12 protein-coding genes are annotated in these 13292 nt (G+C 65.8%); 3 read left to right on the plus strand and 9 right to left on the minus strand.

Annotated features, from left to right (window positions below):
* Positions 1-506: 506 nt before the first annotated feature.
* The 7 genes from Q0L30_RS21115 to Q0L30_RS21145 form a co-directional block, all read right to left on the minus strand.
* Positions 507-1061: a phosphonate degradation HD-domain oxygenase gene (locus Q0L30_RS21115; RefSeq protein ID WP_296660713.1), complete on the minus strand. Its 555-nt coding sequence runs from the start codon at positions 1059-1061 to the stop codon at positions 507-509.
* A gap of 73 nt (positions 1062-1134) precedes the next feature.
* Positions 1135-1785: a GntR family transcriptional regulator gene (locus tag Q0L30_RS21120; RefSeq protein ID WP_296660793.1), complete on the minus strand. Its 651-nt coding sequence runs from the start codon at positions 1783-1785 to the stop codon at positions 1135-1137.
* 59 nt (positions 1786-1844) lie between these two features.
* Positions 1845-2708, minus strand: a complete 864-nt coding sequence (gene phnV, locus Q0L30_RS21125) for a 2-aminoethylphosphonate ABC transport system, membrane component PhnV (protein ID WP_296660716.1) — start codon at positions 2706-2708, stop codon at positions 1845-1847.
* Positions 2698-3615: a 2-aminoethylphosphonate ABC transporter permease subunit gene (locus Q0L30_RS21130; RefSeq protein ID WP_296660719.1), complete on the minus strand. Its 918-nt coding sequence runs from the start codon at positions 3613-3615 to the stop codon at positions 2698-2700. The genes phnV and Q0L30_RS21130 overlap by 11 nt, the downstream gene beginning before the upstream one ends.
* Complete coding sequence (phnT, locus tag Q0L30_RS21135) at positions 3593-4669, minus strand: 2-aminoethylphosphonate ABC transport system ATP-binding subunit PhnT (RefSeq protein WP_296660797.1); 1077 nt, start codon at positions 4667-4669, stop codon at positions 3593-3595. The genes Q0L30_RS21130 and phnT overlap by 23 nt, the downstream gene beginning before the upstream one ends.
* A 211-nt stretch (positions 4670-4880) precedes the next feature.
* Positions 4881-5966 (minus strand): 2-aminoethylphosphonate ABC transporter substrate-binding protein, encoded by a 1086-nt coding sequence (gene phnS / locus Q0L30_RS21140; protein WP_296660722.1) that lies wholly within the window; start codon positions 5964-5966, stop codon positions 4881-4883.
* Positions 5967-6438: 472 nt separating this feature from the next.
* Positions 6439-7194, minus strand: coding sequence for a DeoR/GlpR family DNA-binding transcription regulator (locus tag Q0L30_RS21145; protein WP_296660800.1), 756 nt, complete (start codon positions 7192-7194; stop codon positions 6439-6441).
* A 277-nt stretch (positions 7195-7471) separates the two neighbouring features.
* Between Q0L30_RS21145 and Q0L30_RS21150 the strand changes: the two genes are divergently transcribed.
* The gene (locus Q0L30_RS21150) at positions 7472-9046 is read left to right on the plus strand and encodes an AarF/UbiB family protein (RefSeq protein ID WP_296660724.1); all 1575 of its coding nucleotides are present in this window, start codon (positions 7472-7474) and stop codon (positions 9044-9046) included.
* Between the two features lie 130 nt (positions 9047-9176).
* A complete protein-coding gene (locus tag Q0L30_RS21155; RefSeq protein WP_296660727.1) occupies positions 9177-10088 on the plus strand; it encodes a DMT family transporter in 912 nt (303 codons plus the stop codon).
* 91 nt (positions 10089-10179) lie between these two features.
* Here Q0L30_RS21155 and Q0L30_RS21160 read toward each other — a convergent pair whose 3' ends face one another.
* Entirely contained in the window at positions 10180-11340 is a 1161-nt protein-coding gene (locus tag Q0L30_RS21160) for a L,D-transpeptidase (protein WP_296660730.1), read from the minus strand.
* Between the two features lie 209 nt (positions 11341-11549).
* Between Q0L30_RS21160 and nadE the strand changes: the two genes are divergently transcribed.
* The gene (nadE, locus tag Q0L30_RS21165; protein ID WP_296660733.1) at positions 11550-12413 is read left to right on the plus strand and encodes an ammonia-dependent NAD(+) synthetase; all 864 of its coding nucleotides are present in this window, start codon (positions 11550-11552) and stop codon (positions 12411-12413) included.
* A gap of 41 nt (positions 12414-12454) precedes the next feature.
* Here the strand turns inward: nadE and Q0L30_RS21170 are convergent, their stop codons facing one another.
* Entirely contained in the window at positions 12455-12724 is a 270-nt protein-coding gene (locus Q0L30_RS21170) for an RNA-binding protein (protein WP_296660736.1), read from the minus strand.
* Positions 12725-13292 lie beyond the last annotated feature (568 nt).

The raw sequence follows: 13292 nt of genomic DNA on the forward strand, positions 1-13292 counted from the left end.
TTCAAACCTGTTACTGTGTTCGGTTTCTCTCGAAACCGGTCGCTCACTCAAAGCTGACAGGTTCTGAATAAATTCAAAAACCTGACTTACTTTAGTGTGAGACTCTTGATACTTTTGCTTTTCCCGGTTCATCCCGAAGGACACACCGGGGTCGCTTACCGCATCAAGCGCCCACACTTATCGGCTGTAAATTTTTAAAGATCGTTCGCTGAAACCGCCGTAAAACCTTTAACTACCCGGCGCTTTCTGCGTCGCTGCGTCAGCAGCAGAGAAACGAGATTATGAAGATCATCAGGTTTTTTGTCAACAGGTTTTTTACTTCGTTTAAACTGTCCGGCACAACCGCTGCCACCCGCAAATCCCCGCCCATTCGGGCCTTCCGCTTCCCCCGCGCCTTACTCGAAAGCGCGAAAGACCGGAATTCTAGTGATCCCGGTCCGTTATTGCAAGCGGTTTTTGAAAAGGCCCCAAACGAAGCCGCTATGCGCTGATCCGGCAGCGCCGGATCATGAGTGACGCTGCATCACGCGTTCGATAATCCGCAGAAAGTGACTGAGGCCCGGCGTCGGTTTGCCCGCCACCTTGGCAAGATCGTCCCAACGTCGCAGGCATATTGCATCGTCTGCGTATGGGCGTTGCGCGAACTCACTCGACTGCTCCGCGTTAAAGATGCCGCCCTGCAATTCAAGGCTGCGCACTGAGTCGGCCGACAGGAGACGGAAATACGCGTCGTCGGTGGCGCACAGGTAGCGCTTGGCGTCGACGTGCAGCTTGATCGGCTCCAGCACGGCGTCCGGTAAAACGGGGCGCAGGAACGAGAGCACGTAATACTGATGGAGATCGTCGATACCGCGTTTCGTCGGCGTCTCGCCCTGGCGGCTCAGTAAATGGCCCAAATCATGCAGGAACGCAGCCGCCACCAGTTCCTCGCTCGCTCCGGCCTCCTCGGCCAATGCGCCGCTTTGCAGCGCGTGCTCCAGTTGCGTGACCGGCTCGCCGCTGTAGGCGAGCGCACCGTAGCCGTCAAACAGCCCCTTGATATCCGCCAGACTCAACGCCATCCTTCACTGCCCCCTATTCCTATAGCGACGGCACACGCCACCGCCTTCCATATTCGTCGCCGCTCGGCCCGCTTCACCACGCGTATGCGCCGCCCCGCGTGCGCATCAGCGCGGCGGCATCGTCGGCGTTGCGCGACGCCAGCGCATTCAGAATCGCACGGTACGCCGCATACGATGCCTCCATCGTGTCGGCCTCCGGCGGCATGGCCCGCGACAGGCATAGTTCGCCCACGCACCGTCGATAGGTTTCATGCAGCTTCTGATTGCCCGCAGCGCCAACGAGTGCATCACGAAATGCATCGCGCGCGCGGCCATACGCTGCGCAATCCTCGCGCACGAGCGCGTCGCGCATCGCACCCAGCCACTCGCGCAGCACCGCGACCTGAGCCGCGTCGATCCGCACGGCCAGCATTCTGCACGCCGCCTCTTCGAGAATCGTACGCACCACGCCCAGTTCTGCGGCCTCGGCGACTGAAACGCTGCGCACGAACACGCCGCGATGTTTTTCGTTACGCACGAGCCCCGCCTGCTCCAGCGCGCGGAATGCTTCGCGCACCGGTCCGCGCGAAACCCGCAAGAGCGCCGCCCAGGCCGCCTCGTTGAGCTTGTCGCCCGGCGTAAGCAGGCCTGCCGCGATGCGTCGCTCAATCTCGCCGCGCACGAATTCGCTCAGCGAGTGCTGGTGCGACATCTCAATCGGCGCGACCGCGTCTCGATCAAGCATCGTGCCGTTCGTCCACGGAGCACTGGCGAAACCCTGCGTGCGATGCGTCATTCATTCGTTTAGTCCGCACGGCGGCGCGGCACCCTTGCCGCGATCAGCAGCAGCGCCGCCAGCGACACGATCAGCAAAATCAGCGACAGCGCCGACGCCGGCAGGTAATAGCCGCGCTCGACCGCGCCCACCACGACGATCGGCACCGTCGCGAATCCCGGCGGATACACCGTGAGCGTCGCGCCAAGCTCGCCGAGCGACAGCGCAAAACCGAGCGCAAGACTCGCGCGGATCGCCGGCACGAGTTGCGGCAGCACGACCCGGCGCAGCACCATCGACGGCGGCGCACCGAGGCTCGCCGCAGCTTCGCGAAGGACCGTCAATTCAGGGCGCAACGCAGCCGCCGCGCAGCGATAGCAAAACGGCAGCACCAGCGCGAGCTGCACGAGCACGACAATCGCGGCGGAACCGGACAGATCCAGCGGCGCCTTGTGATAGGCGATTAGCACAGCGAGGCCGAGCACGACGCTCGGCACGCCGTTGGGCACCATTGCAAGCGTGTCGACGACCGCACCCAGGCCGCGCCGGTCGCGCCCTTCCAGCGCCAGCGCGAGCCAGAGTCCCAGCGCTGTGCCGAGCACCGCCACGCCGAAGCCGACTTCGAGACTCGTTGCGAGTGCATCGAAGTCGCTCGAACCGAGGCGCTCGAACCAGCGCATGCTGAAGCCATCCGGGAAGATCGTGCCGGACCAGTGCGACGCGACGCTCGACAGCGCCACGACGATCACCGGCAGCACGAAGAGCCAGAAACACAGCAGCGCAGCGAAACCGAGCAGCACGCCGCCCGCGATCCGCGCGGCGAGGCTGCGCTCGACGGGTCTTGCGCGGCGATGCGGCGGCGGCAGTGCGATTCGATCGGGATTAGCGGCCATGGCGAGCACCTCCCTGACTGCGGCGGTTCACGCACCGGTAGAACGCATAGAGAGAGAGCGACATCGCGAGCATGACGACCGCACCCGCTGCGGCGGTCGGCAGATCGAGATCGACGGTGGCCGCACTGTAGATCGCAACCGGCAGCGTGACGAGATGCGCGCTGCCGAGCACGAGCAGAATGCCGAACTCGTTGAACGTCAGCAGGAAACACAGAATCGTGCCCGCCGCGATACCCGGCCACGCGAGCGGCAGAATCACGCGTACAGCAACCATCCGCGTATTCGCGCCGAGACTGCGCGCAGCTTCGATCAGGCGCATGTCGAGCAGCGCAAATGCGGCGAGCGTCGGACGCACGACGAATGGCGCGTAAAACACGACTTCCGCGAGAATCACGCCGCCCATGCCGAACAGGAAATCGAGCGGCGGCGCTTGCAGATGAAAGAGACGCTGCAAGCCGATGCTCACCGAGCCCTGCGAGCCGTACAGGAAGATCAGCGTAAAGGCGACGAGAAACGACGGGAACGCCACAAACAGTTCGAGAAAGCGCGTGACGAGGCGTGCGCCGGGAAACGGCTTGAAGAACAGGATCGCGGCCAGCGCGACGCCGAGCACCGAAGCCAGGCCCGCGCTCACACACAGGATCCAGAGCGTCGTGGCGATGACGCCGCGCGTATCGGGGTTGCCGAAGAACGATGCGTACGCACCGAAGCTCAGCCCGTGCGCGCCAGTCAGGCTCAACAGCACGAGACGCACGAGCGGATACACGACAATCGGCCCGAGCACGAACACCAGCAGGAATGCGATGTGCCACTGCGCGCGCCGCTCGCGGCGGCGCGCAGCGACCGCGTGCGCATCGGCGGCGTGCGGCTTCAGGCTCGCCGCTTCAGGGGTTAACAAGGACGACATCGTCTGCCTCGTAACGCAGGGATACGCGCCTGCCTTTTTCCGGCATCACGCCGTGGCCGCGCTGCATCGTGACAAGAACCGGCTCGTTCGGCATCGCGTCGAGCAGCACCGGCACCGACAGCACCGCGCCATACCACTCGACCGATTCGATCGTGCCGTGCAGCGCGCCTTCGCCGAGCTTCACGATGCGCAGGCTTTCCGGGCGCAGGCAGGCGAGCTTGTCGCGCACGTCGTGGCGCGGATCGCCGACCGGAAACACGATATTGGGCGGCAGCAGGTTCGCCGCGCCGAGATAGCGCGCGCCGTACGCGTCAGTCGGCGTGTCGTAGAGTTCCTGCGGCGTGCCGAGTTGCGCGATGCGGCCGTCGCGCATCAGCAGCGTGCGGTCGGAGAGCACCAGCGCATCGTCCTGGTCGTGTGTGACGCACACGATGGTCAGGTCGGGCAGACGCTCGTGGAGCGCCTTGAGTTCGGAGCGCACCGAAGCGCGCAGATTGGCGTCGAGCGCGGAAAGCGGCTCGTCGAGCAGCAGCACATCCGGCTCGATCACGAGCGCGCGCGCGAGCGCCACGCGCTGCTGCATGCCGCCCGAGAGCTGCGCGGGCATGACGTGGCCCGCGTCGCCGAGCTGCACGAGCTTGAGCGCGTCGGCTACGCGGCGGGCGATGTCGCGCGCCGGCACCTTGCGCGCCTTGAGTCCGAATGCGACGTTCTCGAACACCGACAAGTGCGGGAAGAGCGCATAGCTCTGAAACAGCAGGCCGAGGTTGCGCCGGTGCGGCGGCACATGGGTCAGATCGCGGCCTGCGACGGTGAGCGAGCCGGAGAGTCCATCGGCTTCGATGAATCCGGCGATAAAGCGCAGCAGTGTGGTCTTGCCACAGCCGCTGCGGCCGAGTACGGTCAGCAGTTCGCCGCGGCGGATGGTGAGCGACAGATCGTCGAGGACAGTGCGGGTGCCGAAGCGCACGCTCAGGTGGTCGATCTGCACGCCTGCGGCACCTGTGGCCTGCAGTGCGCCCGTCGCGCCAATCGCACTTGTTTCGCCCGTCATGCCGGACGGCGCAAGGCTTGCGGTATTCACCGGGTTCGTCTCCTGTCGATGCGACCTGGCGCTTCAGCGCCTGGTCGCATCCCATGCAAAGCTGTCGATGCGACCTGGCGCTTCAGCGCTTAGTCCCACCCCATCCAAAACTATCGACCGGAGCCGGCGCTACGCCCCGACTCCGGTCCCGTACAACGTGACCGACGCTCAGCCCGAAGGCTTACTTCGGCTTCACGACCTCGGTCTGCTTGCCCGACGAGCCGATCACTTCGTTCTTCCAGCGCGTCGTCCAGTCAGCCTTTTTCGCCATCACGTGGTTCCAGTCCACCGGCACCAGCTTCACGCCCGCGATCGCCTGCTTGACCGCTTCGCCGTTCTTGCCCGCGAGCGCCACGTCCGTGCGGCCCGGGATGCCGAAAATATCCGGCACCTTCGACTGCACTTCGGTCGACATCAGATAGTCGATCAGCTTCTTGCCCTCGGCCTGGTTCGGGCCGCTCTTTATCAGCCCGATCGCGTACGGCAGCTGGAACGTGGTCGGATGGCCGTTGGCATCGGCGGCGAGAAAGATCGGCTTGAGCGAGAGGCCGCCGTTCGCTGCGTCGTCGAGGTCCATCTGCAGGTCGCCGTTGGCCACCGCGATTTCGTTACGCGAGAGCAGCACGTCGAGATAACCCGTGCCCTTCGTGTGGAATTTGGCGCTCTGTTCGAGCTTCTTCAGATAGTCGAATGCCTTGTCTTCGCCCATCAGCGAAGTCGTCAGGATGATGACGGCCATGCCGTCGCCTGCCGTTGCCGGGTTCGAATACGCGACCTTGCCCGAGTAGTCGGGATGCAGCAGGTCGGCGAACGTCTTCGGCTGGTTCTTCACGACTTCCGGGTTGATCGCGAACGAGAAGTAGTTGTTCACGAACGTCGCCCACGCGCCGTCCGAAGCCTTCGCGATCGCGGGCACATTCGTGTAGTTCACGCTCTGGTACGACTGCAGCAGGCCGCTCTGCGCCGCCTGCTGGATGAACGGCGGCAGCGTCACGATGACGTCGGCTTTCGGCGAATCCTTTTCGACGTTTGCGCGGTTCACCACTTCGCCGCTACCGGCCGTCACGATGTTGACCTTGACGCCTTCCTTCTTCTCGAAGGCAGGCAGCACGTCGCGGTAGAGATTTTCGAGGCCGTCGGCCGTGTAGAGCACCACTGCGTCGGCAGCGTGCGCGCTCAAGGCAAAGCCGTCGAGCATCATTGCGGCCGCAAGCATCGGCAGAAGCTTGCGTGCGAAACCCGCGCGAAGGGGATTCTGGTGGTTCATGTCACTCTCCGAAGGCAAAAACCAGGTTGCTCGGGGATACCCGATGCTTGTGTAGTCGAACGTCGGCGGATCGTGCCGCCTGCTTTTCCCGTGTGCTGCCGCGCGGATTACCGATTGTCTACAATCCGCCCGGCTCGCCTGACAACGATCGCCGGCCTGACACGCTGGAAAGCCATCCACGCGGCGCGCAAGCCCCTGTCAGAACGGGCCCCGCAAGAATCACAGACTTCTATGACAGCGACATGACTTTTGCGGTGTTTTGCAAAAAAATCCACAAATTGCCAATTAACGACATATCGGACGGCGCAATGTACCGCCGCGCAGGCACGCTTTTGTCTACGGAAAAGGGCTAACGAAAGGGCGCGGGTGCGCCGGAACACGGGCTAACGCAAGTGCCGGTGCCAGTGCATGTCCGGAAGGGATGAATGTGCCGGGTCGAGATGACCGGCGAATGGAAAGCGCCGCGCGCGCCTCAGGCGACCAGCAGTTCCGGCCCGCGCGCGGCGATTGCGCGCGCAAGCGATTTCTCCGGCGCCAGTTCGGTGACGACATACCGGGCGCGCTCGAATCCGTTGATCCGCACGGGCGTGACGCGACCGAACTTCGAATGATCGGCGACGATGATCGCGCAGCTCGTCGCGAGCAGCATGCGGCTGCGCACTTCCGCGACCATGCGCGAGTAGTCGGTCAGCCAGCCGTCGGCGGTAATGCCGCCCGCGCCGACGAATGCGAAATCGGCGTGATACTGATCGAGCTGCCGCACGGTGTCGAGGCCGAACGTCGCGTCCTCGTGATCGGAAAGCTCGCCGCCCAGCATCGTCACACGGTTCTCGTTGCGGCGGCCGAGCAACATGGCGATGCGCCAGTCGTTCGTGTAGACGGTCAGCCGATGGCGGTCGGTGAGCGCGCGCGCCACGGCATGCGGCGTGCTGCCCGAGTCGATGATGACCGATGCGCCGTCCTGCACGAACTCGGCGGCGCGTTCGCCGATGGCGCGCTTCGCGCTCGCGTTCGAGGCTTCGCGCACGTCGAGGTCGGGTTCGCGCCGGTCGCTGGAGAGCGCGCCGCCATGTGTGGTGACGAGCAACCCGCGCGCGGCGAGCGTGTTCAGATCGCGCCGGATCGTTTCGCGCGACACGCTCAGTTCGCGCACAAGGTCCGCTACGGAAAGCGCGCCCGTTTTGTTTACCTGCGACAGGATGTATTGGTGACGTTGTTCTGCGAGCATCTTCTCGGTAAGCATCTGGAGCGCGTGGATCCGGAACGGCCGCCGAATGTGGTCGCGTGGTCGCCCCGAATGGTCGCCGTATTGTATTACGCAGGCGCACCCATCATGCTGCACACGATGCAGCCCCTGCCGCACGCCCTTGTTGCGCCAGCCCTTCGTGCACATCGGGCAAGGTTTTCCAGCGCGGCGGCACTGCCATCGCGGGTCTATCCCTGCTACTCTCGCCCTTTGCCGTGCGCGCTCGCGAACGGCACGCGCCCCATCGACTGCTGTGCCAATGCGATCACTATTTCGTCAACTCCGGCTGCTCTTTTGTGCGCTGCGCTATGGCGTCAGGCTGATCTGGCTCGCCGCGCCCGAGCATCACAAGCTGCACTGGTTCGTCTCGCTCGCGTCGCGCATGCGCGACGATGCGCGCCTCACCGCGAGCCTGCATGGCGCGCTGCCGCGTCTCGCGCCGCTTGCGGCGGTATTTGCGCAGACGCTCGCGACACGCCCCGACCTCGCCGCGATGACGCTGCACGACAGCATCGAAGCCCTCGAACATTTCGACGCCCCGCTCACGCCCGATGCGCTCGATTCGGCGCTGCATGCCGCATTCGGCAAGCCGCCGCGTACGTTGTTCGCGTCGATCGATCCCACGCCCATCCATCACGGCTGGTGCGAACAGACGCACATCGCGCGGCTCACGCTGCCGATCAACGGCCATCAGACGGTGACGCTGCGCGTGCTGCGCGCCGACCACATCGAGGAAGTCGACGAAGATGCCATGCTGCTGTGCGTCGTCGCGCGCTGGTTCGAGCGGTTCTCGCGCGCGGCGCGCACGCTGCAGCTGCACGACCTGGCGCTCGATCTGCGCAATGACCTGCAACACCGCTTCGATCTGCGCGCACAGGCGGCGAATATGAGCCAGTCGGGCCACCAGCTCGAGAGGAATCCGCGCGTCGTCGTGCCCGACGTGATCTGGGACTTGTGCACGCCGCACACGCTCGCGGTCCAGCACATCGACTCGGTGCCGGTTACCGATGTAGCCGGTCTCGCCGAGCATCGCATCAACGCGGCGCGCGTCGCGATGCATCTGGTCGAAGTCGTCACGCAGCAGGCTTTCGAGCACGGATTCTTTCATGCGACGCTGGACGCGCGCCGCATCGCGGTCAGCATCGAGCCGCCGACGCTCGGGCGCCTCGTGTTCGCGGGATCGACGCTCATGACGAGCCTTTCGTCGCCGGAGCGCGAGTTCTTCGTCCACGGCGCGACGGCGCTGTTCCAGCAGGACTATGGCAGGCTCGCCGATCTGCACAGCGCCGCCGGGCACGTTCCCGCGCACGCGCGCACGGAACAGATCGAGGCGGAACTGCGCACGCGCTCGGAGGCGCACTTCGCGGACGCCGCCGACACGCGCAGCGCGGGTGACCTGTTCCATCATTTGCTGCACGCGGTGCAGCCGTTCGGCGGTTCCGTGTCGCCGCGACTCGCCGCCGCGCAGCGCGCGTTTGCGCAGGCCGAGGAACTGGCGCGCACGATTCATCCGGACGTCGACGCCTGGGGCATCGCCGAACGCACGCTCGCCGGCATTGCGCAGCGCGACCTCGATCATCGCGGCTGGATCAGGCGGCTATCGCAGGAATTCCCTCATCTCGCGCAGGTCGCGCCGCGCGTGCCGCAACTCCTTTTTCACTACCTCCAGCATCATGCGAAGACGCCGGGCATTCACGGCGCGGCCACGGCTGGCCCGCGTACCGGCCTCACCGCCGGGTTGATCCGCGAGCAACGGCGCACGCGCGCCTTGCTGATTGCCTGCGCGCTGTGCGGCGCCGCCCTTGGCGCGGCGGCAATCCTGTACGGCTTTTGACTGCGCCGCGCGCGGGCCGCACATCGAACGAGTGCAGTCTCGAACAAGACCCGCCTGTACGCGTGCGGCGATACTGCGGGCCATTCGCGTATTCCCCGCGCCCATGCGCGCGCAGCCGCAACCCTCAACGATGCTCGCCACCTTCGCTCCCGCCCTCTTCGTCGTCCTGTGGTCGACGGGATTCGTCGTCGCCCGCGCCATCGCGCCTTACGCAGATCCGAACCTGTTCCTGCTCGCGCGCTTCGGCGGAACCGCCGCCCTGTTCGCGGCAGTTGCGCTCGCCACGCGCGCGCCCTGGCCGCGCGGACGCGACCTCGGCAAGCACCTCATCGCGGGCGCGCTGCTGCAAGGCGTCTACCTCGGCGCAGGTTACTGGGCGGTCGCGCAAGGCTTGAGCGCGGGCGTAATGGCGCTGCTCGGCGCGCTGCAGCCGCTGCTCACGGCTGCGTTCGCCGCGCGGCTGTTCGGCGAACGTCCGTCGCAGCAACGCTGGATGGGCCTCGCGCTCGGGCTTGCAGGCGTCGTGCTCGTCCTCGTGCCGAAGTTGCAGGCGGCCGTGCAGGGCACCGCCTCCGCGCACGATCACGCGCACCCGCTGCTCGTGGTGATCGTCGCCGTGGCCGCGGTCGGCTCGATCACCGCGGGCACGCTTTATCAGAAGACCTCGCTGGCGCTTGCCGACATCCGCAGCGCCAGTGCCGTCCAGAACGCGGGCGCGGCAATCGTCGCGGCACTGCTCGCGCTCGCGCTGGGCGAACACCGATGGATCGCGTCAGCCACACTGTGGGTCTCGCTCGCCTGGGCCATCGCGATGCTCTCGGGCGCGGGAGTGACGCTGCTCGTCTGGATGGTCCGTCATGGCGACGCCGCGCGCGCGACCGCGCTGCTCTTTCTCGCGCCGCCGCTCGCGGCACTCGAAAGCTGGGTGCTGTTCGGTGAGACGCTCCTGCCCGTGCAGTTGGCCGGTTTCGGCGTGGCGCTTGCGGGCGTCATCATTGCCCGGAGCACCAAAACGGCCGGGGCCGTCGCGCGCCGCGCCTGAATAACCGACCGCGCAACCGGCCCGATGAGTAACCCACGAGCGGCCCGCGACCCGCCCGCAGCGCCCGGCGGCAAACGCCGCGCAGCGACGCTCAATCCGCCTGATCGCCGCCCGCGGGCACCTTCGCGCGCGCCTTGCTGCCGGGCGCGGGCGACCACGCCGGACGCGTCTTGCGCTCCGAATCGACGACGACGATAAAGCGGCCCGCCCACGGCGTGACCACCCGGTCCGAGTGCAGCACCCAGAGCGATCTGCCCGATGCGGCGAGCGCCTCGTATTCGGCGTCGATGATGCCGTGGTGATCGAGGAACACATTGAGCGATGCCGGTATGCGCACGCAGCCCTTCGAGTGGCGGATGCCGAGCAGCGGTTCGAGCCGGTCCGGATCGGTGGCATGCATCTGGAAGCGCATCTGCGAGACGCCTCCTTTGCCCCAGCCGCGTTCGCCATCCACCCAGCCTAGATCGTAGATGCGCATGTCGCGCCGGCCGTAACCGCGTATGCCGTTCTGGTTCATCGTGCCTTCCGCCCGGAAGTCCATGTTGGCGGGCGTGTGCTCGAACACGCCGAGCGGCGTGAGGAAATGGTCGAACTCGCCGGGCCGCCCCGTCGCGACCGGCGACGCGCCGATCATGAGCCACGGCTCGCCGGGCGCGGCGCGAAAGTAGATGAAGAGCGCCTGAACGTTCGCGTTGCGATCGACGAGGACCACGAATTCGCTCGCCAGCTCGCCGAGGTCGTGGTCGTCGAGCGCCGCCTGAAGACGCGCGCCGTAGGCGTGCTGGTCCGCGAGCGGCACGCGCAGCCGGCGCGTCACCTCTCGCGCGAAAACAGCGCGCATCCGCAACGCGGCGTGCGTCTCCTCGACATCCTGGGCGCGAGTAAGCGCCGGATGTTCGGGAAGCTTGAGCACGGCGGGCGCGGACGCCGGAGCGGGCGTGGACGCCGGTGCGCCAACCGATGCAGCGTTGCCGGAAGGCGCCGTGGCGGGCGTTGCAGGCAACGGCGCGGATGCCGGAGCCGACGCTGTTCGTGCCGCCGACGCCGCCGACGTCGCCAGCCCGTTCGCGGCCTGCACCGCGCCGGACGCCACGTGCGCGGCAGAGGCCGGTGTCGCGCCTGCGACCAGCGCGGCGCCCGCAGCCCACCAAACGCAAGCTGCGGCACAGAGCACGCGGCGCGCAAACGATGACCGGCGCACCCTAAGTTGCTGAAGTTGTGTCGGCGAGCCCGGCCAAATGTCTGCATTCATATTTGTGACGGACGGGCGCGAGATTTTTTTGTTCATCGCGAGTGCGGCCTGATTATGGGTATTGTGCGGATTCGGATGCATCGTGACGGTTGTGGGGCCGCGCGACGGCGCAGTCCCGTCGAGGATGGTGATCCACGATCACTCACCATTAAACCAGACAACGCCTATATGCCGCGTGGCGTTGTCGCCGGTCTAGCCAGGAGACGTCAATGGATTTCACGCCCGACGCTGGCGATACGCTCGCCCAGCAACAACTTATCGCGGCCCTGGGCGTTGCGCCCGCCTTCGATGCCGCCGCGGAAATCGCACGCCGCGTCGATTTTCTCTGCGCTCACTTGCGCGCGAGCGGACTTAAAACGCTGGTGCTCGGCATCAGCGGCGGCATCGATTCATCCACGGCGGGGAGACTTGGACAGTTGTGCGCGGAACGATTGCGCAGCGCGGGCTACGCAGCCCGTTTCGTGGCGATGAGGTTGCCCTATGGCATCCAGCACGACGAAGCGGATGCCGCCGACGCGCTCGCGTTCGTGCGGCCGGACGAAACGCTGAGCGTCGACATCGCGCCCGCCGCCGATGCAATGCTCGCGTCGCTGCGGGCCGGTGGATTCGCGTTCTCCGGCGCGGTGCAGCAGGACTTCGTGCTCGGCAATATCAAGGCGCGGCAACGGATGATTGCCCAATACGCGGTGGCGGGTGCGCGCGCGGGTCTCGTGATCGGGACCGACCACGCGGCAGAATCGCTGATGGGTTTCTTTACGAAGTTCGGGGACGGCGGCGCAGACGTGCTGCCGCTCGCGGGTCTGAACAAGCGCCGCGTGCGCGCACTCGCGGGGGCGCTGGGCGCACCGGAGCGTCTCGTGAACAAGACGCCGACCGCCGACCTGGAGAATTTGCGCCCGCTACGCCCCGACGAGGACGCGTACGGCGTGAGCTACGACGAAATCGATGATTTTCTGGAGGGCAAGCCAGTCAGCGCGGCGGCGCGCGCGACGATCCTGCGCTTTCATGCGGGCACCCGCCATAAACGGGCGCTGCCGTACACGCCGCAGGACCCGCTGCCGCCATCTGCGTAGATAGTCAACGACGGCAGTCAACGACGCCAGGCGGCGGCGAATCAGCGCTGCGGCTGCGGCTCCTCGCCGTCGAAGGGCTGTGCGCTGACCCTCAGCGCAACGCCCGCGAAGCGGCGGCCCTGAAGTTCGCGCGCCACCGCCTCGGCGATGTACGGTATGTCGGCATTCAGTTCGAGGTCCGCGTGCGCGTTCGGCGTACCGGCGTCGTAGACGGTCACACCTTTCGCGTAGTGGCCGAGTTCGCGCACGAAAAACTCGCGGACCTCTTGCTCACTACAGGATTCGGGGACATTCCAGACGGTGAGATGCATGACGGCCTACCGGCGATAACGCGGGCGATCCGCGCGCACACGGACCGGTTGCAGGCTCGCACGAGCACGCGCCTGAGTCCACGCTGCCCGTCCAAGCACAGCCGCAACAGACAGCAGCAACAAAGTGGACACGACCATTTTGCACCTCCCTTTCTTGACGAATGTCAGGATATGCCTAATGTGCCGCCACTGCTCTGCGGCATATTGTCGTGAAGCTGTCGCAGGGCTGGTCAATCGCGTCGTCACGGCACGGCCGGATCGCGCGCGCATCGGTTGACTGAGGGTTCCGCGCGGCGGCGCAGCCAGGGGATTGGCAGCGCCTGTCGCTGGAAGCAGTGGCGCAATGTGTCGCACTTGCACGATGCGATTTGAATCGCCGTCGCCACGGCGTTACAGCAGATTAAAAGCCGCCGTGGAAATTGCGATTCAAACCCAATAGTTGCGGCGCGCACGATGCAACCTGTCCGTGGCGGCCGATTCCGAACCTCTCGCGCAACCCCGGGATTTCACACGAGAAATCAAATTAGGAATGCGATATTAAATACGGTGTGTACAACCTGCGCGATCG

This window comes from Paraburkholderia sp., assembly GCF_024281035.1.
Lineage (GTDB): Bacteria > Pseudomonadota > Gammaproteobacteria > Burkholderiales > Burkholderiaceae > Paraburkholderia.